The following is a 26053-nucleotide window of genomic DNA, read 5'->3' on the forward strand; positions in this document are numbered from 1 at the left end:
ATGCTAGTGCGTGACTTGTCCGAAGTCACGCAGAAAGTCACGCACCTATATGTCTTTGATATATAGCCATATGCACCCTTTCTGCGTGACATGCGCGACTTGCGTTACTTTTTGAATTTAATTATATAGAGAATTTAAGCGTTTCAAGGTCATAACCAATCGTGCATCTGATGTAATAGGAGTTTTCTTTTATCAATTTCGTACGGATGGTAAAATGTATTAACGAATAAGTTTATGGTAAAAATGGGTGTTTTACAATATATTTCTAGGAAAGTAGGTCTTATTTGTAAGTATAATGTCAACTTCACCAGGTTTCATCGATTTATCACCAAATAACTTAGTTTGAGTCCTTGTATCTTCTTTAAGAGGTTTTTTTTGTATTCTAACACTATGATTAGGGAAATGCTTTTTCAATATTTCTAAGGTTGTGTCAAAAGTAAATTGACGTGCGTCTGTTCTAACATATATTGTTGCATCATCTTTCATTATTTTAGCACATAATCCAAATACACTATTAAGCAAATTATAATAATCTTTTTTATTTACAAATCGACCTTTATGCTTATCTTTGAGATATTGTGGATTTTCGTTTCCTCCCAACATCCAAATTCTCAACCATTGATCTGCATGATAATCAGTAATAGAACAGTATGGTGGAGAGGTAAACAATAATGAGATTTTTTTATTGGATGCTTCTAATTTATTTGCGACATCAATCAATTTAATAGTGCTATCACCGAAAATTACTTGATTATTTGTAGATATATTAGGTAACCCTTTTTCAAAACGCCAATCTATTTTTTTTACTATAAATTCATATGGGTTAATTTGCGGGGGAATTTCTAATTTTTGTTTTTTCCACCATTTTACAGAATATGCCATCCCCATTGATTTTGTCATTCTCATTTGATTTGATAAACCTTCTCCGATCTTTCCATGAAGATAGACAAGAATGATTGACATCAATGTCGCATCAACATTATTTTCTTCCCAATCTAAATATTTACGTGCAGCTAATAAGAATTTTAAAACCTCATCACAAAAGCAAATACGATAAAATTCTGGCATTTTTTCAATGCTTCGGGAAAAATAATTCCGTTTTGAATAAACTTCATGTAGACGGGAAAGAACTTCATGTTTTGGAGCTGGTCTCAGTTTTACTTTTCCATATAACCATCCAACAGGATTTATTTCTATTCCTAAACTCACCCGTCCTAAAACTCCTCCTGCGAAAACACTTGAACATCTTCCCGCAAATGGGTCTATGATATAGTCTCCCTTCTTGGAGTACTTCCTTACAACATCAAAGGCAAAGTCTAATGGAAACATTGCATAATATGGTCCGAAACGGGCCCATCTAGCCTCTGCTGTTTGATGTCCATTCAATATCTTTACATTATTACTTTTCATTCTCCATTCTTTTCTCTAATTTCACGCGCAATATCTTCAAAAATACGTTTTCCTAAATTTAATGGTATGGAAGCTTCTGCATGAGCAGAAATGAGTGGAGATATTGAATTAGGATAACGGCTAGAGACAAGCTGATCAAGCAAATTCATAACATCTCCCAAACGAGAAAATTGATTTGGATTTGCTGTTGTTGTATCTTTTTGGTTTTCATTAAACCAGGCTACGACAGGGACCAATTTTTGTCCAGACTTTGTTTTGTAAAATAGTTTTCTACCAAAATAAGTATCCTGTCCATAAGGTTTACTACTTTCAGAAAAAATAATATTACGTTTTATATAATTGTCAGAAAGTAATAATGCAGACTGCTTAGGGAATTCATCTATTACTCCATTCTTACTTGTATCAATATCAATAAAATGATTGAAGAATGTTCCCGATTTTTCTAGTCCTATTATTAATAAATCATCCCCATTTATGCGCTTTTGAAGGTCATTAATCCTTTTCAATTCTACTTCAATAACCTTAGTAAGCCATGAAGATGTACTGAATACAGCGAGAGGACCATCCATAACAAATGCAACCCGACGAAGAGTTCCCAACCATCCCTTTTTCTCAAAAGAACGCAAAATATGAATTAACCATAGCTTTTCAAGAGTAGACATTATTTGTCCAAATAATTCTCCGTTACTACCTCCTGGATTCATTAACTCATGCAATCGAAGCGCATCTGTAGAATATAAAGATTCACCTGAATAAGGGCATTTATATTCTCCATACCCATAAGTCATATCTTCATCGATACCATCAATAGGGCTATGTGGTAAATTTCTTTCAGGAAACCGTTCTTGTTTTATATGAAAAAGATGTTCATAAGTGTCGAGTAGGCTTTCTCCTTCTGAAAATATAACATTGCTTTTCAATTCTTCAAATAAAGCTTTCCTTAAAGATGATTTTGCACATTTTTCAGAATCAAGGATTATGTTACATCCTGGAAAAACACTTTCAATTGTTGATGCTTTTTCTGTTTCTCTAAATTTCTTTGGATCAATAAAATCATCTTTTTGCAGATGCCTTACAAGTTTTAAGTCTATTAATACAGAAGCAATCGTTACATACCCAAATTCAGCTCCGGGAAATCCATTTACAGCCTTTGCTGTAAGATAACTTCCATCAAAAGCTAGAATAAGATCAGGCTGTACCGTACTTTGGGACAGATCTTTTTTATAGACTAATGAATCTTTGAAATTTCTCAAAACCTCTTCCGTGTTATAAATACGCATACGGTTTTGTAAAGCTTTGATTTTAGCACTATCAAGTACTCTTCTCAATGGCTCATAACTGGCAAATTCTCCCTCAAAACTCATTGCTTTTCAATTTGAAATTTATCAATCTGAGCTGGAATAACGAAGGGATTACTTAATGTTTTAACCCTTAGAAATCCTTTATCTTGTGCACGACGAATTGAAGGCTCAAAATCTGCAAAATCATAGTATTTACAGAGTTCTTTTGTTTCATCAGTATTATTTAAATGTGCAATGAACCAATTTGAGGTATTACGTAATATATTTTTCTGGATGCTACTAACTTCTTGTGTTGCATAAACCATTCCAATTCTATATTTTGCACCTTCCTTGGCTGTTCTCACCCATATATCTGATAAGTCCAAATTATTACCTGCTGGCAATATATTATGAGCTTCTTCAATGTAAACTAAAACTTCTGGAATATTAGTTGCTCCTTGTGTAAATAGTTTTTGGTTTTCAAAAAATATTCTAGACATAATTCGACCTGCAGAAGATTTATTTAATTCGGGATCCCCACTGGATTGGTCAACGATGACTAATTTTCCTTCTTTAAGGTGATTATATATATCTTGTGCATAGTCAATGACTGTATTAGCACTATGTTGTTCTTTAGCTTTCCCTATCTGTCTAGAACCATTTGCATAATTAAACATTGTTAATATCTTAGCTAAAGAATCGTCTGCCCAATTATCTCCAGTTGATGAATTTTTTATATATTCATCTTCAAATTGATTATAATTACTCTTAGAATCATTTATATAATCTGCTAATCCTTCAAATATTTGAACAACCTTTGCCCAAGTATTGTTGTTCGAATCTTCTAACTTTTCTGCTGTTGCTTTGTAAATTGTAGAATTCTTTGAAGTGTCTTTTTTTAGATACTCTATTAGTTTCTTAGTAAATAATTTATTTGTAATCGGCTTTATATTTTTCGGAACATCAAATCCAGCCTTATATAATAATGCCCTATATGCCAAAACTCGCCTTTCATATCTAGTCATAGCGCTTCTGTCGTTTTTATCTGGTTCTTCAAAACGAACTTGGACAAAATTTTTTATAAACTTTGCAGTATCTTCTGAGAGAATGGAATCTATAATATCTTTCCCTATTTGTAAATTCTCATCTAAATAAAAATTTAGTAGCATTAAAATTCTATCTGTATCATTGGGATGAGGAGTTATTCCATATGTTACAACTTCATTTTTCTTCTGAGTATTCGGGACTAATTTCCAAATATTTTTTAAGGCATTAGGATTTCCATTTCCATCTTTGTCTTGTGTGTTTTCATTTGCATACTCTCCATTTGGATCAAATATAATTTGACCTATTCTCAAAGCTGTATCTTCCATTCTTTTAGGAGAGCGTAATTCAAAAACCGATTTCGCTATAATTTTAGTCGTATTGGATTTGCCAGTCCTAGTCATACCAAATAATGCAGATTTTTGACTTAACAAATCTGCGGGATAAATATATACAGGAACATCATCTATTTGCTGATATTTTCTATTAGTAGATGCGTATCGAACAAAGCCTAATTTTACCTTTTCTGTATTATTATACTTATATCTCTGTTCTTGTTTATTTATTGGATCGCAATAATTTACTATTTCTTCTAAAGACCCTGCATTAGGTTTATAAATTTTAAGTCCTCTATTCGGGTAATAGTTTGAAATATCACTTCCAAATTTAAGAACCAATGGTGCCTCTGAATTTGCAGCATTATTCTCCAAGTAGAAAGTCCCTATTATCCTACATTGAACTCCAGCATAGCCTAAAAGGACACGTGTTTTAGTATCCATAGCCCCCTCACTATCCCAATGTCTTTCTATTTCTCCACTTACTCTTTGCGCTGTTTCAACTCTAATTCTTTCTGCTTCCTTATCCTGTGGAAGTGAAGCACTATCCATTACTCTCAACAAAATGAAAGATGCATCTTCTGACTTAAAGTCCAAATCTGAAGCATTAGATGGGTCAACTCTCGTTGCAATAAGGAAGCTTAGGCTTGGAATTCCTCCTACTTTTTTCCTTTCATTATCATGGATAATGATTCTAGCTGTTTCATAATTTATTGAAAAAAGCTCACCAACATACTCTTCTTGTTGAATTAACTTTTTAAACCATTGTTGTGTTTCCACTTTTCTTTCATTATCTATTCTTTTAGATATGTCTTGCTCTAATCCTGTCATAAGCTGTTTTTTTACTATAAGAATTTATAAGGTAACATTCTGGTTCTGCCTCACAAAGATATATTTATTTTGAATAATATCTATAATATCTCATTTTATTATACTATCTTGTAATATCTTTGCCTGTTGCAAATCAAAATATTACATTTTAGAAAATATAATATCTAAATTTATACATTGATAAAATATTTAGTAATGTCAACTCCCTCCCCTTTTTTAAAAGGACGGCGATTAAACTGCTGAGTTAATAATAATATTATTAGGTTCTTTTTATATGGACGAGCGATGTTTATTGAAACGACATGGGTAATAATGTATATAATAACTACAAGCTATCGCAATAGAGTAAAATAAAAAAATGCATTGCTAAGTACCGGAGTACTAACAATGCATTTTACCAATTTCAATTAAGACCGGTTAGACCGGCTGTATAGCTTTTTATTTTCTTCTTTTGCGTCGTGCCCATCCCTCTTCGCTGAAGTCTGGCTCCTCGTCTCTGAAAGTCTGTGGGTAAGCATCCTTCTTCTTTGGGCCTCTCTTGGAAGTGTATCCGCGGTCTTCACGGCTCTTTTTGGGTGCCGGTTTGTCTGAATGTCTTCTGCCGCTTCCGGAGCTGCTCTCTTCACCTGCAATTTCCACAGAAATAGGACGTCCGTTAAGAGTAGCTTTGTTTAGTGCACTCATAATCGGTTTTACCTGAGCATCTTCTATCTCAAAGAAAGAGAAGCTTTTCAGTAAGTCGATCTTACCGATTTGCACCCTTTTTCTCATGTTTTTGTTTATTAGTTCAATCAGCTGGTTAGGATAGAAGTTGTCAGCTTTACCGGCATTGATAAACATGCGGGTAAAGCCCGGTTCGCTTTTATGTGGTTCTCTTGATCTTCCTTCATCCATTCTGCGGCCTTTTAAGGCACGTTCTCCTCTTCCTTCGTTTACTGGTGCCTGCAGATCTTCTGCATCGCGATAATACTCAAGGAAACGGTTAAATTCGAGTGATACCATGCGCTTGATGATATCTTCCTTGTCCAGCCATTCCAGTTTACGGTAGATTTCGGGCATGAAATCGGCAATCTCTTCTTCGTTAACCTTTACCTTTTCAATTTCATCAATAACCTTAATCAGCTGCTTTTCACAGATCTGTTTTCCGGTAGGCATTTCTCCGACAACGAATTTTTTGCCAATCTTTCTTTCTATATCCCGCATCTTTCCTTTCTCACGCAAGTTAATGATCGAGATGGAAATACCTGTTTTTCCTGCACGACCGGTACGGCCGCTTCTGTGAGTATAAGATTCACTTTCGTCAGGCAAACCGTAATTGATAACGTGTGTCAAGTCGTCTACGTCAAGTCCACGTGCAGCAACATCGGTAGCTACAAGGATCTGAATGTTACGTACGCGGAATTTTTGCATTACGGCATCACGTTGTTGCTGAGAAAGCTCTCCGTGAAGAGAATCAGCACTGTATCCGTCCTGAATCAGCTTATCGGCAATTTCCTGTGTTTCCTTGCGTGTACGACAGAATACGATACCGTAAATCTGTGGATAGAAGTCGGCAATACGTTTCAGTGCCAGGTATTTATCCTTGGCATGTACCGTAAAGTAGATATGTTTTACGTTTTTAGAACCTTCGTTTTTGGTTCCGACTGTGATTTCTTTCGCGTTATTTAGGTAATTCTTGGAAATGCGTGCTATTTCGGGCGACATGGTTGCCGAAAAGAGCAACGTGTTGCGGTCCTTTGGTACTTCTGCCAGAATTGCGTTGATGCTATCTGTAAATCCCATGTTCAACATCTCATCCGCTTCGTCCATCACTACGTTTTTAACTGTTGCCAGTCTAACGGTTTTGCGCTCCATAAGGTCGAGCAACCGTCCGGGGGTAGCCACGATGATATGAACACCGTTCTTTAAACTTCTAATTTGACTTTCGATAGATGACCCTCCGTAAACCGGGAGGACTTTAAGTCCGTTCACGTATTTTGAGTAATCATTGAGATCTCCTGCTATTTGCAGGCAAAGTTCACGTGTGGGGCATAGGATAAGTGCTTGTGGCACTCTGTTGCTAATATCAATGCCTTGTATGATTGGCAGCCCGAATGCTGCTGTTTTTCCTGTTCCTGTCTGTGCAAGAGCTACTACATCATTGCCTTCTCCCAGTAAATACGGTATCACTTCTTCTTGTACCGGCATGGGACTCTCATATCCCATTTCTTCAATTGCTTTAAGTATCTCCGGGGAAACGCCTAACTCTTCAAATGTTTTCATTAATTCTTTTTCTCTATTTCTTTTGGGATGCAAAGATACGCATAAAGAATGGATAATTAGTTATATTGCTGTAAAAGAATGCTTTTCAGCTGCAAAATTCATTTAAACATCTTTAAAAATAATGCAATCCCAATTCCTATGTATCAGAACTTTATCCTTTTATGATAGATTTTGTCTTCAGAAAAACTATTTATTTATAGTTTTTCGCAAATTCGGGTGATACGGAGTTGCTGTAACTTTTGCAAACTTCGGCCGAAAAGTCTTTTCCACACTGCACAATCTTGTCCCACATCTCTTCGCTCAGGGTGTTAAGGTCATGATAGCTAATATTGTACTTTAGTAATCCGTAAATGATTCCTGCATTGAAATTGTCACCAGCACCAATTGTGCTCACCGCCTGTATTGAATCTACAGTATAATCCTTAGTTACCCCTTTGGTTCTCAAAGCGATGGAATTGTTTCCTGATGTGCAGATAAAATTTGGGCAATAAAACTGGATTTTGTTTTTATAGATTTTTTCCACATCATCCAGGTTATACATATTAACGAAGTCTTCGTCTGATCCTCTCACGATATCTGCATACTCCAGATTTTCAATGATTGCAGGAGTAAGTTTCATTGCCTCATATTTATGCGTGCTGCGGAAGTTGGGGTCGTAATAGACTATGGCTCTCCGTTCCTTGGCATAATCCAGCAGCTCAATCATCTTGTCGCGTAGAACCGGATTCAAGGCATAGAACGATCCGAAAATCAGGATGTCGTCCTCATTGATGGAGGGATAGGCTATATCAAGCCGTTGTTTGGGATAATCTTTGTAGAACAGATACTCGGCATCATTCTTATCGTTCAGAAATGCGAGTGAAACAGGCGATTTGCCATCTGGAAAGATATTGATATGCTTGGTGCTCACGTTGTTTTCTTCCATAAACCGCTTGATGATGTTGCCAACTCTATCGTTCCCGATTTCGCTGATGAAAGAGACATCAACGTTCATTCTACCGAGTGAAATAATGCCATTAAAAACAGAACCTCCCGGAACTGCAGCAGTAGGCTGCTCGTTCTGGAAGATTATATCGAGTATTGTCTCGCCGATTCCAATTACTTTTCGCATATTTTTCTTGATTTCTCACCCAGATAACCTCCGTGATGGCGTTTTGAGTATTCTTCGATTGTAAATCCTGTCTTTTTCATGGTCTCAACAACCAGGATATCACCTATAACTGTCATGACAGTAGTAGAAGTTGTAGGGGTCATTCCCAATGCACAAACTTCTTTGGGGTTTCCGGTGCATAGACAAACATCAGATTCTTGCGCCAGAGGACTTTCCGGGTTTCCGGTAATCACAATCAGTTTCAGATTCGGATTCAAGATTCTTGAAAGCTGAGTTAGCTCAACAATCTCTCTTGTTTTTCCAGAGTTGGAGATTAACAGTAGTAGGTCATTTTTCTGAAAAATACCTAAATCTCCGTGTTGAGCTTCACTAGGATGAAGGAAAACGGCTGGTATTCCGGTTGAACAGAAAGTGGTAGCGATGTTCATGGCGATTTGTCCCGCTTTCCCCATTCCGGTTGTGACTAATTTCCCCCCCCTTGTATGTATTTGTTCGACTATTAATTTTACAGCTTCCTCGTAAGCATTGGTTACCGGAATATTGTTCACAGCTTCTGCCTCTTTGGTCAATAGAGCTTTAATTGATTCAATCATGATTATATGCTTGCTTGTTTGTTTAAAAGGTTGGTTAATTCACTAAAAGTATTGGCCACATCGAAATAATGAGATAAGGGATGTCTGGTAAATTGTCTCTCTTCAAATCCGTTCAGGATTGACAGTAATTCATCGTAGAATCCATTGATATTATAAAAGATCACCTTTTTAGAATGATATCCGATTGAGGCAGATGCCATAACATGAAAAATTTCGTCCAAAGTTCCTATTCCTCCGGGAAGAGCGATCATTACATCTGATTCAGCCAGAATTACATCTTTACGGTCGCTCAGGTTTTTGGTGTGAAAGAACTTATTGGGAAGTGTACTGACTTTTTCATTTTCTTCCAGCTTTGAAGGTACAACACCGATGATGTTTCCGCCACCTTGTTTTACTGTTTGTGCCACACATTCCATCAATCCCATATTAGCTCCGCCATAAACCAGTGTTTTGCCTTGCTCACCCATCCATTTGCCCAATTCCATCGTTTTTTCGAAGTATATATTGTCGATGGTTTGCGAAGCAGAACAAAAGATCCCTATTTTATTCATATAAAAGTTTATCACGTTATAACCTGCAAATATCTGTATTTTTCGATAAACCACAATAAGTTTTATTGTATTTTTGCATAATTATTGGATTACAAAAAGAAAGAATGATGCACTATAATCAACATACTTTACCGAATGGATTACGGATTATTCATCTGCCGTCCTCGTCGAAAGTGGCATATTGCGGTTACGCGATAAATGCAGGTACCAGAGACGAAGCGGAGATTGAGCAAGGAATGGCCCATTTTGTAGAACATCTCAGTTTTAAAGGAACTGAAAAAAGAAAAGCCTGGCATATCCTGAACCGCATGGAGAATGTGGGGGGAGACCTGAATGCCTATACAAACAAGGAGGAGACTGTTCTATATTCAGCCTTTCTGAAAGAGCATTTCTCCAGAGCTGTTGAATTGCTTTCGGATATTGTATTTCACTCTACATTCCCGCAACGGGAGATAGATAAAGAAGTGGAAGTGATTATTGATGAAATTAAGCTGTATGATGATACTCCCTCTGAACTTATTTTTGATGATTTTGAAGACCTGCTTTTCAAAGGCCATCCGCTGGGACGTAACATATTGGGTAAACCGGAATTGCTGCGCAGCTTTACAACGGCCGATGTGTTGAATTTCACATCACGCTATTATCATCCGGCGAATATGGTCTTTTTTGTTCTGGGTGATCTGGATTTTAAGAAGGTTGTTCGTCTGGTGGAAAAAACCATGGATGGCGGTCCTGTTACTGAATATAGTAATATCCGGACTTCTCCACCGGTTTATGTTCCACAGAATCTGGTTGTTCCCAAAGATACCAATCAGGCGCATGTAATGATTGGCGGAAGGGGATACGATGCCTATAATGAGAAACGTACTGCCCTCTATTTCCTGAATAACATATTGGGTGGTCCGGGTATGAACAGCCGGCTTAATATTTCGCTGCGCGAGAAAAAAGCATTGGTGTATAGCGTAGAGTCTAACCTTACCTCATATACCGATACCGGGGTATTCTGCATCTATTTTGGTACCGACCCGGCAGATGTGGAGCGTTGCATTAATCTTACTCATAAGGAACTGAAACGTCTTTGTGATGTGAAGATGACTCCCACGCAGCTAAGCGCTGCAAAAAAACAACTGATTGGACAGATTGGGGTTGCTTCGGATAATTTTGAAAATAATGCCCTGGATATGGCCAAAACCTTCCTCCATTATAATAAATACGATACGGCGGAATCTCTGTTTAAGAGAATTGAAGCATTAACAGCTGAATTACTTCTGGAAGTTGCCAATGAGATGTTTGCAGAAGAACAACTCTCTACGCTGATTTACCGATAAGCCTGATGCAGCACCGATAAAGATTTCAGGTGATTAATCATTAAATAATTGCGATATATATTTTTTATGTTGATACTTTGGGAGCTGATGTTATCTTACAGCATCCCTTAGTACCAATAGACTTTCAGGTCCCATATTGAAAAGCAGATCGATAATGCTCAGGTTTGGCAGAAATCCGTGACGGGTCTCAAACACCTGGTAATAGGGGTGTGCTTCAAAACCTGCTTGAGAATCTTTCTTAGGGTGAATTGCTTCTCTGAAATCGCATTCGTTCTGGAGGAATGATTGCTTGTACTCTGAGGTACGTGATAGATTTGGATGCATGTCAATCAGTCCGCATACAAGATTGCACAAGGCTTCATTGTAATCGAATAAAAAAGGATATTTCTGTTCGTAAAACGGGGCAAAGTCGTCTTTATAATATTCAAAGAAAGGAGAACTGCTGTAAGCCGATTCAATGGCAGTCCAGTGCAGGTGACGCCAGTTTCCATGATCGGAGATCCGGATATCCTTCATTGGACACTTCGCGGTGTCAGGCTTTTCTGTGGGAATTGAGAGTGTAAGCGGACCATCGGCCGAGGCAATGGTACATCTGTTGCGATAAGTTTGTTTTACGTAGTTATCATGCTGCTCAATAAATGCTTTTTCACAGCTGTAAAGCCTTGCATAATACTCTACGGGTGCCAGATAGGCTGAGCTAAGATATATTGTTTGTTTCATTATTGTACTGATTGAAAGAACCGATTCCAGCGAAAACCCCTAAAAAAGCCAGCTTCGCTGTCTTTAGAGAACCAGATAAGCGATGCTTTGCCTATTATAAACTCTTTCGGTACGAACCCGAAATGTCTTGAATCATTCACATTGATTGAATTGTTGGAAACCATCCAGTAATAATCCTTCGTAAAAGTATAGGAAGACACTTTCTGACTATTGACAAAAAGCAATGAATCGTTTATGATAAATGCTCTTTTTCCTTCGTGCTGGTTAATTGCATTTCTTAACAGAGAGATATTCCATTTGTTTACCTCTATTTTCAGCCCTTTCCCGGGGATTATAAGATGCCCGGTTTCTTTGCTTGTATCAGGCTGGATAGATTCTATCCGAAGATCCTGTGCTTCCTGTTTCAGCAGATATATTTCATAACGGCTGAAGCTGCGTACATATCCGCTTTTATTGTATCCAATCAGTTTGTTTCCCACAATACCCTGTTGCTTCATCAGCTCCTCAACAGTGCTCTCCTTCTCTTTGGGATAGATGTATAGTTGCTTATGGTCCGGATTGATTTCTGACTGGGGGCAAATTATGGAGAATTGCGGATTAATCATCAAAGTATCTCCTGGCATGCCCATGCAGCGGCTAATGAATGTTTCGCGCCTGTCGGCTGGTATTTGCGGTGACTTCGCTTGTGGATTGTTAAAAACAACAATGTCATTTTTGTGAACATCTTTTTCATTGAGCCTATGATAGCCGCAAAGAGACATAAAAGGCATGCGAAGCCCGTAAGCCCATCTATTGACGATGATATGTTCGCCGCGGAACAAAGAGTTCTCCATTCCCGATGAGGGGATGTAGCACGAGCTGAAGGCAAATAGCTGCAAAAGTACTACTGTCACAACTGTAATAGCAAAAGCCTTTAGCCAGAATAGAATATTCTTTGTTCTTGAATTCATACTTACATGTTCTTTACCAGTCTAAACAAGCGATTCCAGCGAATCTTTCCACTGAACCACCCTTTGTCTTGATCGAGGGACAACCATACAAGAAGCGGTTTTCCCACCACATGATCTTCCGGAACAAATCCCCAGTAACGTGAATCGGCCGAGTTATCCCTATTGTCTCCCATCATCCAGTAGTAATCCATCTTGAAGGTATAGCTGTCAGCCTGTTTGCCGTTAATGAATATTTTTCCGTTTCTTACCTCGAGCTTGTTGCCTTCATAAGCACGGATAGGGCGTTCGTAAAGGGCTAAATTATCCATAGTCAGACGGATGGTTGCACCTTTTTTGGGAATCCATAAAGGTCCGTAGTTATTTCGTGTCCACTTGGTATACATGTTCTGCGGATATAGGAACTCATTAGACCCTGCAGGACTTCTTTTTATTTTGGCTGTCAGTTTCTTATTGCCAGCAAGAGCATGATAAGCTGTCATGGTAAGGGGTATTTCATATACCGGATTCAATTTTCCCTGGGCATTTGCGGTGTTGAATCCCAATGCTTTTAGCTCTGGTTCACTTTTATCGGTTAGATTTCTATCGGCCACACTGACTCCAAGTTCCTCAAATATCTCATCTGTTATGTACGAGCCCGTTGTTTGAACCAAGTAATTAAACTGCATGTTCTGAGGGTTCTTCAAAGGTGTGTCATTTACATAAACTTGTCCGTTCACTATTTTAAGAGTATCTCCCGGAAGACCGATGCAGCGTTTTACATAATTTTCCCGACGGTCTACCGGACGAACTACAATTTTCCCGAATTCAGATTCATTTGCTAGTACAATTTTTCTTCCTTCGGCATAATATAAATTCAGAACAGCCTGTTGCTGTTCATGAGTCAGACTATCCATATTTACTCTCTGCATAGAGTTTTGAGCTACCATATAGCAAAGTGTGTAAAAGTCTGTTTTTTGCTGATAGTTAATTGCTACGGTGTCTCCTGCAGGGAAATTGAAGACTACGATGTCATTTCGCTTCACTTTTCCGAAACCGGCAGACCTTTTATACCCCCATTGTGGAAAATCGATATATGATTTGCAGTTGAGCACCGGCAGGGTGTGCTGTGCCAACGGCATGGAAAGGGGAGTGTTTGGAGTCCGTGGACCGTAACTCATCTTGCTCACAAAGAGATAATCTCCTATAAGCAATGATTTTTCCAGAGATGAGGTAGGAATCTGATAATTCTGGAAAAAGAAATTATTAACAAAATAAACAGCAATCAGCGCAAAAACAATGGCATCAATCCAACCCATCACTGTTCGGACGGTTTTGTTCTTGGAGTTTTTCCAGAAGTTCCAGGGAATCCGTTTGGTGATGTAGGCATCAAAGATAAAAGGAACAACAATGAGCCCCCACCAGCTGCTTACCCAGAACAAAAAAATAAGATATAGTACTGTAACGATGCTACAGTTAATCCATTGTTTGCGTGTTGCTTGTTTCATAGTTTCTCTTCTATTTAAGAAATTCAGTATTTTGTGTTTAATTTTTGCCGACTAACTTAAATAGACGGTTCCAACGTACTTTTCCACTAAACCAACCTTTGTCCTTATCCAATGAAAGCCATACAATGATGGGTTTACCTACGATATGATCTTCGGGAACAAAACCCCAATAACGCGAATCGGCTGAATTGTGACGATTGTCGCCCATCATCCAGTAGTAATCCATTTTGAATGTATAGCTGTTAGTCTGCTTGCCATTAATGAATATTTTCCCGTTTCTTACTTCGAGCTTATTGCCTTCATAGGCTTGGATAGGCCGTTCGTAAATAGGTAAGTTCTTCATAGTAAGTTGAACCGTGGCGCCCTTCTTTGGAATCCAGATTGGTCCATAGTTGTTTCTGTCCCATTTAGTGTAAAGATTCAACGGATAAAGTTGCCCTTCAACCTCTTCCGGTTCCATTATGATTTTTGAAATCAGTGCTTTGTTTGAATGAAGAGCCTGATAAGCCTTTTTAGTCAATGGCAGATGGTATGCCGGGTTTGGTTTGCCCTGGCTGTTAGTTCCGGTTAATCCCAGACTGACATATCCACCCCAGTCTTCTGTTAAAAGGATCTGATCGTCAAGACTGATACCCAGTTCATCGAACAATTCTGCCGGGATGTATGAGCCGGTAGTTTGTACATAGTAGTTGAATTGGAGATTTTCTGGATTTTCTGAAGGGACATTGTTTACATAAACCTGTCCGTTCACAATTTTCAAGGTGTCTCCGGGAAGCCCTACGCAACGTTTTACGTAATTTTCGCGTCGGTCAACGGGGCGAACTACAATATTCCCAAATTCTGCTGGATTGGATAATACTAGCTCTCTTCCTTTGGCATAGCGGGCATTATAAACCAACTGTTGATCACCGATAGATAGGCTGTCCATATTAATGCTTTGAAATGCTCTTTGAGATATCTGATATGAAAGAGTGTAGAAATCTGTCTGTTGATATTTCAATGCAACAGTATCTCCTGCAGGGAAATTGAACACAACTATGTCATTTCGTTCTACTTTTCCGAAACCGGGAGCACGTTTGTAACTCCATTGCGGGAATTCAATATAAGATTTACAATTGAATACAGGCAATGTATGCTGAGTAAGCGGCAAGGAGAGTGGGGTGTTGGGTATTCGTGGACCGTAACTCATTTTGCTGACAAAAAGATAGTCGCCAACCAACAGGGATTTTTCCAATGAGGAAGATGGGATCTGATAATTTTGGAAGAAAAAGGTGTTCACAAAATAAACAGCTACCAAGGCAAACACAATGGCATCAACCCAACTCATCACTGTGCGTACAGCACTATTTTTTGATTTTTTCCAAAATCCCCAAGGAATAAATTTCGTTATGTATACATCAAAGATAAATGGTACAACAAGTAGTCCCCACCAGCTGCTTACCCAAATCAGAAACAACAGATAGAGTACTGTAACAATCCCACAGTTTATCCATTGTTTGCGTGTAGCTTGTCTCATAATTCCTGCTTTAGAATTTAAATAAATCGTTCATACCAAGAAGCCCCTGTTTGTTACATGTAAATTCAGCTGCGAGTACTGCACCCAATGCAAATCCTTTCCGGTTTTTCGCATCGTGAGTAATAGAAATGCTGTCTGCTTCTGATTCGTATCGAATTGTATGAATTCCTGGAACTTCTCCTTCGCGGATTGAATGGATGGGTAGCTCGTTGGCGGCATTTGCCTCTTCTTTTACCCAACGTTCTTTGCGATCGAGATTTTCAAGTATCTCTTCGGCCAAAGTAATAGCTGTTCCGCTGGGAGCATCCAGCTTATGGATATGGTGAGTCTCACTCATCGTAACATCATAGGCCGGAAATTGATTCATGATTTTTGCAAGATATTTGTTTACCGCTGAGAATATGCCAACACCAAGACTGAAGTTGGATGCCCAGAAAAGAGTTTTTCCTCCTTTATCGCATAAATCCTTGATCTCATCTCCATGTTCGTCCATCCATCCGGTACTTCCAGAAACTACTTTCACTCCAGCTGCAAAAGCCTTCATGTAGTTACTGTAAGCCACAGTAGGAGCAGTGAACTCAATCGCTACGTCGGCAGACTTGAATGCTTCTGAATTAAAATCTTCCTGATTGTCCAAATCAATGATGCTGACAATTTCATGTCCGCGGCTAAGGGCTATCTTTTCAATTTCCTTGCCCATCTTTCCATATCCTATTAATGCGATTTTCATTTGAATCTATATAAATTTGTTTATATTTGTATGGTAATGATAATTATAATGTGCAAATATAATTAATTTAGAGGTAAGTTATTACATTTACTAGATATTTACAGCTCGTTAACAATGGAACAACTACTGCATTATATCTGGAAACACAGAATATTTCCCCTGAAGCAACTTGTGACCACTGCTGGCATAAGTGTGGAGGTGATTGATCCTGGCCTAAACAATTCGAATGCCGGTCCGGACTTTTTCAATGCTAAAATCAGAATTAATGGTACTTTGTGGGTAGGAAATGTGGAAATTCATTCCAAAGCATCTGATTGGTATCGTCATGGGCATGATCAGAATAAAGTATATGATTCCGTGATTCTGCATGTGGCAAGAGAGGTTGATTGTGAAGTGAAGCGCACTAGTGGTGAGCTCATACCTCAAATGCAGCTTAGCTGTCCTGAGCATATAAAAATGAATTATCAGGAACTTCACAAAGCCGATATGCTGCCTCCCTGCTATAAGATAATTCCGGATCTCTCTTCCTTTACTATTCATTCCTGGCTTTCGGTTTTGCAGAGCGAACGCTTTGAGCATAAGTCCGAAGCTATTCATGCACGTCTGAAACATTGCAATGGGAGCTGGGAAGATGCTTTTTTTATCACCCTGGCTAGGAATTTTGGCTTTGGACTTAATGGCGATGCTTTTGAGAAATGGGCAGGACTAATTCCTTTGCGCTCGGTAGATAAGCACCGTGACAGCTTGTTCAAAGTGGAAGCTATCTTTTTCGGACAAGCAGGATTACTGGAAGAGCCTCTTGACGATCCTTACTATAAGATGCTTAAGAAGGAGTTTGCATACCTGAAGCATTTGTTCCAACTTCCGGTAATGGATCCTTCACTCTGGCATTTCCTACGTTTGCGGCCGGGTAATTTTCCGCACGTCCGGATTGCTCAGTTGGCATATCTCTATTCAACGAAATGGGGACTCTTTTCAAGAGTTATGGGGGCTTCGTCCATAAAACAGATAAAAGAGGTTCTGAGTACTTCTGTTTCCGACTATTGGGAAGAACATTATCAGTTTTATTCTCCGTCTCCGCGCAGGTCCAAGCATTTGAGCGAATCTACTTATAACCTTTTGATTATAAATACTGTGGTGCCTTTTTTGTACGCTTATGGAAGGCATAAAATAGATGATGACCTTTGTCAAAGAGCAGGCAATTTGCTTGAAGAAATCAAAGCTGAAGATAATTATGTAACCAGAATGTGGAATGGGGTAGGACTTAATGTAAATAATGCTGCTGATTCACAGGCATTACTGGAACTTAAAAAAGAGTACTGTGATAAGAAGAAATGCCTCTATTGCCGCATTGGATTTGAATATTTAAAGCAACAGAAATAATTATCTGATTTCTCGCTTGTCATTTCAATTCTTCCTATATCTTTGCAACGGACTTTACATTTTATTGTACTAATACATATCACAATGAAGAAGAACAACCTGATTGCTTGTCTTTTATTTCTTTCCCTATTTGCAATATTGCCTTCGAATGCGGCATCAAATGGTGAAGACTTCAAGGCTTTTCTGAAGAGGTTTACTTCCAGTGCTGCATTTCAATATTCCCGGATAAAGTTTCCGTTGAAAACAGATATTATTCTTTCGACCGGCGACGGTGAAAATGAGAAGCATTTTCCCTTTACCAAGAAAGAGTGGCCCTTGCTGGACGATGAGACATTTGTGGAAGAACGAAATGAGGTGGAAGGAGAAGGTGTGTATGTTTCAAAATTTACAGTAAACGAAACTAATCATGTTGAGTTTGAGGCCGGATATGAAGAATCTGAGCTAGACCTTCGTGTTACCTTTGATTTAATTGATGGCAAATGGTTTCTCACTGATTGTTATACTGGCTGGTTTAATTTCAACGTCTTAGCCAGTGAATTTAATCAAACCGTACGTGAAATACAGGCTGAGAACAAAGAATTTATTAAATTGCATCCATAAAAAATACCTTACTAATGTTTACGGGAGAACTATTATTGATCTCCCTATTATTATATTTTCATAAATTAAATATTTATTATAATGGGTAAGCTTAATATAAAGAAATTAGCTTTGACGGGAACTTCAGTTGCCGAACTTTCAGTCTTAATGGACAAAGAAAATATTGAATTTAATGCGGTTGAATGTGTAAATTGGGATAGTTACCCATATAAGCCAAAAATGAAATTCCGCATTGCTCATACTGATGATGCAATTCTGCTTAACTATCAGGTGGAGGAAGCTACTGTTCGTGCCGTTTACGGAGAAGATAACGATCAGGTATGGACAGATTCGTGTGTGGAGTTTTTTGTTATTCCGGCAAACGACGGGTATTACTATAATATTGAGGCAACATGCATCGGGACCGTGCTTCTGGCTGTTGGAAAAGATCGTCATGAACGTGAACGCGCCTCTTTAGATGTAATGTCTGGCATTCAGCGTTGGGCAAGCCTGGGAAGAGAACCATTTGCAGAACGTGAAGGCTGTGCGTGGGAATTATCATTGATCATTCCTTATTCTGCCTTCTTTAAACATGATATTAAATCTCTTGACGGAGTATCCGCAAAAGGGAACTTCTACAAGTGTGGTGATGAACTGAAAACCCCGCATTTCGTTTCCTGGAATCCAATTAAGACAGAGAACCCCGATTTTCATCGTCCTGAGTTCTTTGGTGATTTGCTATTTGAATAGAGATTTTAGTGAAAGCACACGGACAAGTCCCTCTATTTTTTATTTTTAAGTCAAAGTATGCTGTTAAGTTGTAGATATCGTTTATTTTTGCAGCATGTTAAGTTTGAAAAATATTAGAGTAAAGCATACTTTTCGGAGTGTGATAGGGACCGGTGTTTTAACGCTGGCAGTCTGTTCTTGTGCCAATATGGGAAATCCTACCGGTGGTCCTATTGACGTAACTCCTCCTAAATTTGTGGGGAGTATACCGTCGATAGGAACACTGAATAATACCAAGAAGAAAATAGTTCTTGAATTTGATGAGTTTATCAAGATAGAAAATGCATCAGAGAAAGTTATTGTCTCTCCTCCTCAGGCGCTGAGCCCGGAAATTAAGCAAAACGGGAAAAAGATTTCAGTTAATCTTCTGGACTCACTCAAGCCCAATTCAACTTACACAATTGATTTTTCGGATGCCATTGTTGATAATAACGAAGGAAATCCGTTAGGTAGCTTTGCCTTTACCTTTTCAACCGGAACAAAGATTGATACCTTGGAGGTTTCAGGGTATTTGCTTGATGCATCCAATCTTGAGCCCGTAAAAGGAATGCTGGTTGGTCTTCATTCCAATCTGACCGACTCTGCTTTTATAAAATTGCCGTTTGATCGTGTTTCACGTACTGACAGTCGTGGACATTTTACTATTAAAGGTGTGGCTCCTGGTACCTATAGAGTGTTTGGTTTGCAGGATGCCAACCAGAACTTTGCTTTCGATCAGAAAAGTGAAGCGATAGCTGTTTATGGATCGCCAGTCACACCCAGATTTGAGGTCCGTAGCAAACAAGATACTATTTGGAGAGATACCATTACTGTGGATACTATACTGACAAAAAGGTATACGCATTATTTGCCTGATGATCTCATTCTCCGAACGTTCAAGGAAGAAGTAAAGTCTCAATATCTAATCAAAAGCGAGCGGTTGAATCCTAATAAATTCTCTTTATACTTTGCTGCAGCTTCAACGACTCTGCCCTCAATAAAAGGAATCAATTTTAATGAAAAAGATGCTTTCTTTGTTGAGAAAGCCCTTAAAAATGATACAATTCACTATTGGGTGAAGGATTCTGTACTGATTAAGAAAGATACACTTGAAATGTCATTGAACTATCTTTATACGGATACTCTAGGACATTTAGTGCCTAAAACAGATACACTATATCTGGCAGTGAAAAAGCTAAAGGGGAGTACAGTTCCTAAAAGGAAGAAAGGAGAACCCGAACCAATAAAATTACTTCAGGTTAAGAATGATGTACCTCAGTCTATGGATGTGTATAGAAATATAAGACTTGAGTTCGAGGAACCGGTGGCCGATTACGATAAGAATGCCATTCATCTGCAACAAAAGGTAGACTCATTGTGGAAAGAAGCCCCATTTATATTCAGGCAGGATACACTGCATCCAAGAGAATATGAATTGGTAACTGAGTGGGAGCCGGAGAAAGAATATCGTTTTGCGGTTGATTCTGCTGCTTTTAGAAGTATTTACGGATTACACTCGGGCAAAATAGAATCCAAATTCAAGGTTCGTTCACTTGATGAATATGCTACTCTCTATTTTAATATCACAGGTGCTGATTCAACTGCTTATGTAGAGCTGCTTGATGCACAGGATAAACCTGTCAGAAAAGTGAAAGCGGTTAATGGCAAAGCCGATTTCTATTTTCTAAATCCCGGTAAATACTATGTACGGCTCATTAATGATTCAAATGGAAATGGAGTATGGGATACAGGTAACTTTGAAAAAGGGATTCAGCCTGAAGAAGTTTTCTATTATAACCAAGTACTCGAGCTAAAAGCTCTTTGGGAAATTGAGCAGGATTGGAATGTCAGAGGTGTTTCTTTAGAGAAGCAAAAACCGGACATACTTAAAAAACAAAAACCAGATGAGAAGAAGAAAAAAAAGACTCAAAATAGCAGAACAAATTCAAACAGTAGGAGAGGTTTTTAAATATCGTACAGCTCTGTTACTGTTGTTATTGCTACTCAATGGCTCTTTCGTCTTTGCACAATGTGAAACAAAGAACGATGCGTTTAAGTCGGGAGAACATGTTATGTATGAACTCTATTTCAACTGGAAATTTATCTGGACTAAAGCCGGAACAGCTAGCTTGACAACTAATGCCATGAACTACGGTACAAAACCTGCTTACCGAATCAATTTGATGGCTTTTGGCAGTAAGACAGCAGATGTGTTTTTTAAGATGAGAGATACGTTGACTTGTATTATTAGCGATAAATTGCAGCCTTACTATTTTCGAAAAGGTTCCGAAGAGGGGAAAAGGTACACTGTAGACGAGGTTTCATTCTCCTACAAGGATGGGGTAAGCAATGCGAAGCTGAAACAGGTGAAGAATTTTGGTACTCCTAAATACGCTTCAGTTCAGGACAGCCGCTGTATATACGACATGTTAAGCATATTGGCTCAGGCCCGCTCCTTTAATCCGAATGACTATAAAGTGGGAGAGCGAATTAAGTTCCAAATGGCTACTGGCGCTAAGGTGGAAGAACAGACACTTATCTACAGAGGAAAAGAAGTTGTTAAAACCAATGATGGGGTTAAGTACCGATCTTTGGTTTTTTCTCTGGTAGAGTACAAAAAGAAAAAGGAGAAAGAGATAATAACATTCTTTGTAACTGACGATAATAATCATTTGCCAGTACGTCTCGATCTATTTCTCAATTTTGGATCAGCTAAAGCTTTTCTTAAGAGCGTGAAGAACAATAAGCACCCACTTACCTCAATTGTTACAGATTAAAAGGCAGTTTGCTATCCTTACGGTACATAGTGGCTTCCAGATCGGCAATCAGTTCACCATTCTGATTGGTTATGTCTACATGGTAATGAGCCGTCCTCTTATGAATAAATCGTTCTCTAGCTTCTGCATAGAGTAGATCTCCGGGCTTACTGGTTCTGAAGAAGTGAATATTCGATGTAAGCGATAAGGCAAGGTTGCCGTGTGAATTTGCGGCGGCTGCAAGTGCCAGATCTGCCAATGTGAAGATTGCACCTCCTTGGGTAGTGTGGCCTGCATTCAGATGATGTTCTGTAATCTTCATCATAGCCTTTCCATATCCCGGTTTGATTTCTACTAATTTTACCCCGGTTTGTTCAGCAAAACGGTCATCTTTAAAGAATTCAATTGCATTCATCTCTGTACTATAAATATAAAAAAGAGTGAAGAATGCATTCACATCCTTCACTCTTCAGATTTATCTTTTACTTACTTATTAAGCTTCCATTCAAATCCTTCTTTAGTATCTTTAATTTCAAACCCTAAAGCAGTAAGCTCGTTTCTGATTTTATCAGCAGTAGCCCAATCCTTGTTAGCTTTTGCCTGAACGCGAAGCTCCAGAAGCATATCTACCACCTTATTATACACTTCGACGTTGTCTTGTACGTTTTCTGTTTCTTCTTTCATTCCAAGAATATCAAACATGAAGAGGTGGAATACACTCTTCAATTCTTCCAAGTCCTCAGCTGTGATTGTATTGTTGCCGGCCAGGATATTGTTGATCATCTTCGTTGCATCAAACAGATATGAAATTACGATTGGCGAGTTTAGATCGTCATTCATGGCTTCATAGCACTTATTGCGGAGAGATTTGATTTCAACGCTAGAAGTAGCTTGTGGAATAATTTTTTCCAGGTTGGCCACCGCTTCCATCAACCGTTGCAATCCTTTCTCAGAAGCCTGAAGAGCCTCATTGCTAAAGTCGACAGTGCTGCGATAATGAGCCTGAAGGATAAAGAAGCGGATAGTCATGGCACTGTATGCTTGTGTCAACATCGGATGCGATCCATTAAAGAATTCTTCCAATGTGATAAAATTACCCAGAGATTTACCCATTTTAGTACCATTAATGGTAATCATATTGTTGTGCATCCAGTAGTGAACCGTTTCCTTGCCCAACGCAGCAACAGATTGTGCGATTTCGCATTCGTGGTGAGGGAATAACAGGTCCATGCCTCCGCCATGAATGTCGAACTCTTCACCCAGATATTTGGTCCCCATTGCAGAGCATTCCAAATGCCATCCAGGGAATCCCTCACTCCATTCAGAAGACCAGTGCATGATATGCTCAGGAGATGCTTTTTTCCATAGAGCAAAATCGGCAGAATTACGTTTCTCGCTCTGTCCGTCTAGCTCGCGGGTTGTGCTTAACAACTCTTCCACGTTTCTGCCGGAGAGCTTTCCGTAACGGTGATCTTTGCTATACTTTTCAATGTCAAAATAAACGGACCCTTCGCTTTCATATGCATATCCTGCATTTAGGATCTTACGCACGAATTCCATCTGTTCGATGATATGGCCCGAAGCCTGTGGCTCTATGCTTGGGGGAAGAACATTAAGTGAATCCATTGCATGATGATAGCGAGTAAGATAATACTGAACTACCTCCATTGGTTCCAACTGTTCCAGTCTTGCTTTTTTTGCAATTTTATCTTCTCCTTCATCGGCATCATGTTCCAAATGGCCTACATCAGTAATATTACGTACATAACGAACTTTATATCCTAAATGTCTGAGATAGCGGAAGAGTAAGTCGAAGGTGATTGCAGGGCGGGCATGTCCTAAGTGTGCATCTCCATATACAGTAGGGCCGCATACATACATTCCAACATGCGGCTCGTTCAGTGGAACGAACAGCTCTTTCTTCCTATTTAATGTGTTGTAAATCGTCAGTTTATGTTCCATAACTCAATTATTTTGAAAGCACAAATGTACAATAAATTATTTAGTGCTCATTCTATTTAGTTTAGTAATTTTCTTGTTCTGTTATCACTTTGTTCCTAAAAAGTAGATTTTGGAAAGAATTTGAGCCCTTTAGAACTTTTTTTTTATTAATCTTTATGCAGAATTCAAAAGATGGGTTAATTTTGCGACTTGATATATTAATAACGAATGGCTGACGACTCAATATTTCTAATTGACATTGACAAAGTACTCTGAACAAAAGCTCCGGGTAAATCTAAATATATCCCCAAATTTGTAGCTTCTTATCTGAAAAAAATTGTTCATCAGGAAGAGCTTAACGAGTTTCTGTTGAGGGTGAGAGACAGAGTCGGTGTAGATTTTCTTGAAGCTTCCATGGATTTTCTTGATGCAAAAGTTGACGTAAAAGGTGCAGAGAATTTTCCTAAGGACGGACTCTGTACGTTTGTATCAAATCATCCGTTGGGTGGATTGGATGGCGTTGCTGTAGGGTATGTGCTGGGTAAACATTATAACGGTAAAATCAAGTATTTGGTAAACGATTTGCTGATGAATCTTCATAATCTGGCGCCATTGTGTATTCCAGTAAACAAAACAGGTTCGCAGGCCAGAAATTTCCCAGCTATGGTTGAAGCCGGCTTTAGATCAGATAACCATCTTATTATGTTTCCAGCCGGAATCTGTTCGCGGAGGCAAAATGGTGTAATCAAGGATCTTGAATGGAAAAAAGCCTTTATTGTAAAAAGCGTACAAACGCAGCGTGATGTAGTACCAATGTACTTTGAAGGACAGAATTCAGATTTCTTCTATAATCTCGCTAATATTAGAAAAAAGCTTGGCATCAAGGCTAACATCGAAATGCTATATCTGGCAAATGAGATGTTTAAAAACAGACATAAAACATTTACACTGACAATTGGAAAACCAATTTCCTGGCAAACATTCGATGATTCGAAGTCACCTGCTGAATGGGCTGATTTTGTGAGGGAAATGGTATATAAGCTAAAAATACAAAAGGATAAATAAAACAATGGATGATATAATAAAACCGGTCAGTAAAGAAATTCTGAAAGCTGAACTTACAGACGATAAACGCTTGCGAATGACCAATAAGAGCAATAATTTTATCTATATTATTACTCATCAAGATTCACCTAATGTGATGCGTGAAATAGGTCGTTTACGAGAAGTTGCTTTTCGTGCTGCTGGAGGAGGTACGGGACTTTCATTAGATATTGATGAATACGATACGATGGAGAACCCTTATAAGCAACTCATTGTATGGAATCCGGATGCTGAAGAAATACTTGGAGGTTACAGGTATATCCTTGGAACAGATGTTCGTTTTGATGAAAAAGGACATCCTATTCTGGCCACATCTCACATGTTCGATTTCTCAGAGAAATTCATCAAAGAATATCTGCCTACAACCATTGAATTGGGTCGTTCATTTGTTACGCTCGAATACCAGTCAACCAGGGCTGGTTCAAAAGGTCTTTTTGCTCTGGATAATCTATGGGATGGATTAGGAGCGTTAACTGTCATTATGCCATCGGTAAAATACTTCTTTGGGAAAGTGACTATGTATCCTAGTTTTCATCGTCAAGGACGTGATATGATTCTTTATTTTCTTAAAAAGCATTTTGGCGATAAGGAGAATCTGATAACTCCTACCAGACCTTTAGAAATGGAATCTGATGAGCAAGATCTTGCAAGGATATTCAACAAAAAGTCATTCAAGGAAGATTATAAGATTCTAAATACTGAAGTTCGCAAGTTGGGATACAATATACCTCCACTGGTTAACGCATATATGGGACTTTCTCCAACTATGAAGATGTTTGGTACAGCTATTAATTATGGCTTTGGTGACGTTGAAGAAACAGGAATCCTGATTGCTGTTGACGAAATTCTCGAAGAAAAGCGCATTCGTCACATTGAATCTTTCGCTAAGAACCATCCACAAGATTGTGTTATCACTTCTGGAGCCAACAAGATTATTTATTAAACGATTAATATTAGTGCTGATATCAGAAAGGAGAGGAAAACCTCTCTTTTTTTTATAGATATATGAAGCCGGGCAACTCAATTGTCAGGTACAATTATTCCAAAAATAAAAGCCGAAAATAAACATAAATAGCACAATTCTTGTTTGATAAATTGATTTCTACCTTTGTGAATTTCCTTCGAATAATTTGTGCACATCTTTTTTGTCTCTTGATTTTATCTGTTTTTGCCTTTTATTCGGTTTAAATAAACTGTATTACTAGTCAAGCAAAAAGCTTAAAAACAAGACAAAATCAAGTAATGAACAAAATTTGAGCGGCTCATAACGAAGAAATAACGGATCGTTTCATCATGCTACAGAAGTTCTTTGATATAACTTTTTTGCTTCTTTATCTGAAGAATCTTCATAAAAAAGGCAGATAAAGCTAAAATTAG

21 protein-coding genes and 1 pseudogene are annotated in these 26053 nt (G+C 38.4%); 8 read left to right on the top strand and 14 right to left on the bottom strand.

Translation table 11 applies throughout. From position 1 onward, the window contains the following. Positions 1-252: 252 nt before the first annotated feature. The 7 genes from ABWU87_RS11985 to ABWU87_RS12015 form a co-directional block, all read right to left on the bottom strand. On the bottom strand, positions 253-1410 hold the full coding sequence (locus ABWU87_RS11985) for a DNA methyltransferase (protein WP_353331016.1): 1158 nt from the start codon (positions 1408-1410) through the stop codon (positions 253-255). Next, a complete protein-coding gene (locus ABWU87_RS11990; RefSeq protein WP_353331018.1) occupies positions 1407-2774 on the bottom strand; it encodes a DNA double-strand break repair nuclease NurA in 1368 nt (455 codons plus the stop codon). Before ABWU87_RS11990 ends, ABWU87_RS11985 begins: the two co-directional genes overlap by 4 nt. Beyond that, on the bottom strand, positions 2771-4900 hold the full coding sequence (locus tag ABWU87_RS11995) for a helicase HerA domain-containing protein (protein WP_353331020.1): 2130 nt from the start codon (positions 4898-4900) through the stop codon (positions 2771-2773). Before ABWU87_RS11995 ends, ABWU87_RS11990 begins: the two co-directional genes overlap by 4 nt. Positions 4901-5338: 438 nt before the next feature. Then, the gene (locus ABWU87_RS12000; protein ID WP_353331022.1) at positions 5339-7162 is read right to left on the bottom strand and encodes a DEAD/DEAH box helicase; all 1824 of its coding nucleotides are present in this window, start codon (positions 7160-7162) and stop codon (positions 5339-5341) included. A 190-nt stretch (positions 7163-7352) separates the two neighbouring features. Continuing rightward, on the bottom strand, positions 7353-8273 hold the full coding sequence (locus tag ABWU87_RS12005) for a carbohydrate kinase family protein (protein WP_353331024.1): 921 nt from the start codon (positions 8271-8273) through the stop codon (positions 7353-7355). Continuing rightward, positions 8261-8866, bottom strand: coding sequence for an SIS domain-containing protein (locus ABWU87_RS12010; protein ID WP_353331026.1), 606 nt, complete (start codon positions 8864-8866; stop codon positions 8261-8263). The genes ABWU87_RS12005 and ABWU87_RS12010 overlap by 13 nt, the downstream gene beginning before the upstream one ends. A gap of 2 nt (positions 8867-8868) precedes the next feature. Further along, positions 8869-9417, bottom strand: coding sequence for a TIGR00730 family Rossman fold protein (locus ABWU87_RS12015; RefSeq protein WP_353331028.1), 549 nt, complete (start codon positions 9415-9417; stop codon positions 8869-8871). A gap of 107 nt (positions 9418-9524) precedes the next feature. Between ABWU87_RS12015 and ABWU87_RS12020 the strand changes: the two genes are divergently transcribed. Next, positions 9525-10745 (top strand): M16 family metallopeptidase, encoded by a 1221-nt coding sequence (locus ABWU87_RS12020; RefSeq protein WP_353334466.1) that lies wholly within the window; start codon positions 9525-9527, stop codon positions 10743-10745. A 90-nt stretch (positions 10746-10835) separates the two neighbouring features. Here the strand turns inward: ABWU87_RS12020 and ABWU87_RS12025 are convergent, their stop codons facing one another. From ABWU87_RS12025 to dapB, 5 genes are read right to left on the bottom strand one after another with little or no spacing between them, the layout of a single operon-like run. After that, positions 10836-11465, bottom strand: coding sequence for a WbqC family protein (locus ABWU87_RS12025; RefSeq protein ID WP_353331030.1), 630 nt, complete (start codon positions 11463-11465; stop codon positions 10836-10838). Then, positions 11465-12415, bottom strand: coding sequence for a signal peptidase I (gene lepB, locus ABWU87_RS12030; protein ID WP_353331032.1), 951 nt, complete (start codon positions 12413-12415; stop codon positions 11465-11467). The genes ABWU87_RS12025 and lepB (ABWU87_RS12030) overlap by 1 nt, the downstream gene beginning before the upstream one ends. 2 nt (positions 12416-12417) lie before the next feature. Then, positions 12418-13899: a S26 family signal peptidase gene (locus tag ABWU87_RS12035; protein ID WP_353331034.1), complete on the bottom strand. Its 1482-nt coding sequence runs from the start codon at positions 13897-13899 to the stop codon at positions 12418-12420. 37 nt (positions 13900-13936) lie between these two features. Beyond that, complete coding sequence (gene lepB / locus ABWU87_RS12040; RefSeq protein WP_353331036.1) at positions 13937-15415, bottom strand: signal peptidase I; 1479 nt, start codon at positions 15413-15415, stop codon at positions 13937-13939. Positions 15416-15425: 10 nt separating this feature from the next. Then, entirely contained in the window at positions 15426-16145 is a 720-nt protein-coding gene (gene dapB, locus ABWU87_RS12045) for a 4-hydroxy-tetrahydrodipicolinate reductase (protein ID WP_353331038.1), read from the bottom strand. Between the two features lie 114 nt (positions 16146-16259). On the opposite strand from dapB, the gene ABWU87_RS12050 reads away from it, so the two are divergent. From ABWU87_RS12050 to ABWU87_RS12070, 5 genes are all read left to right on the top strand, one after another. Further along, on the top strand, positions 16260-17528 hold the full coding sequence (locus ABWU87_RS12050; RefSeq protein WP_353331040.1) for a DUF2851 family protein: 1269 nt from the start codon (positions 16260-16262) through the stop codon (positions 17526-17528). Between the two features lie 84 nt (positions 17529-17612). Next, positions 17613-18128, top strand: a complete 516-nt coding sequence (locus ABWU87_RS12055) for a DUF4348 domain-containing protein (RefSeq protein ID WP_353331042.1) — start codon at positions 17613-17615, stop codon at positions 18126-18128. 81 nt (positions 18129-18209) lie between these two features. Next, the gene (locus tag ABWU87_RS12060) at positions 18210-18857 is read left to right on the top strand and encodes a carbohydrate-binding family 9-like protein (protein WP_434533883.1); all 648 of its coding nucleotides are present in this window, start codon (positions 18210-18212) and stop codon (positions 18855-18857) included. A gap of 94 nt (positions 18858-18951) precedes the next feature. Beyond that, positions 18952-20844 carry an Ig-like domain-containing protein gene (locus tag ABWU87_RS12065; RefSeq protein WP_353331044.1) on the top strand — a complete coding sequence of 631 codons (1893 nt, stop codon included), beginning with the start codon at positions 18952-18954 and terminating at the stop codon, positions 20842-20844. Next, the gene (locus tag ABWU87_RS12070) at positions 20780-21652 is read left to right on the top strand and encodes a DUF3108 domain-containing protein (RefSeq protein ID WP_353331046.1); all 873 of its coding nucleotides are present in this window, start codon (positions 20780-20782) and stop codon (positions 21650-21652) included. The genes ABWU87_RS12065 and ABWU87_RS12070 overlap by 65 nt, the downstream gene beginning before the upstream one ends. Here ABWU87_RS12070 and ABWU87_RS12075 read toward each other — a convergent pair. Together ABWU87_RS12075 and cysS are read right to left on the bottom strand one after the other, a co-directional pair. After that, positions 21642-22046 carry a hotdog fold thioesterase gene (locus ABWU87_RS12075; RefSeq protein WP_353331048.1) on the bottom strand — a complete coding sequence of 135 codons (405 nt, stop codon included), beginning with the start codon at positions 22044-22046 and terminating at the stop codon, positions 21642-21644. The genes ABWU87_RS12070 and ABWU87_RS12075 overlap by 11 nt on opposite strands. A gap of 71 nt (positions 22047-22117) precedes the next feature. Beyond that, entirely contained in the window at positions 22118-23593 is a 1476-nt protein-coding gene (gene cysS, locus ABWU87_RS12080) for a cysteine--tRNA ligase (RefSeq protein ID WP_353331050.1), read from the bottom strand. Positions 23594-23800: 207 nt separating this feature from the next. On the opposite strand from cysS, the pseudogene ABWU87_RS12085 reads away from it, so the two are divergent. Together ABWU87_RS12085 and ABWU87_RS12090 are read left to right on the top strand one after the other, a co-directional pair. Continuing rightward, positions 23801-24637, top strand: a pseudogene (locus ABWU87_RS12085) (1-acyl-sn-glycerol-3-phosphate acyltransferase). Positions 24638-24641: 4 nt separating this feature from the next. After that, entirely contained in the window at positions 24642-25619 is a 978-nt protein-coding gene (locus ABWU87_RS12090; protein WP_353331052.1) for a GNAT family N-acetyltransferase, read from the top strand. Positions 25620-26053 lie beyond the last annotated feature (434 nt).

Origin of the sequence: Bacteroides sedimenti, assembly GCF_040365225.1 — a bacterium.
Taxonomy (GTDB): domain Bacteria; phylum Bacteroidota; class Bacteroidia; order Bacteroidales; family Bacteroidaceae; genus Bacteroides; species Bacteroides sedimenti.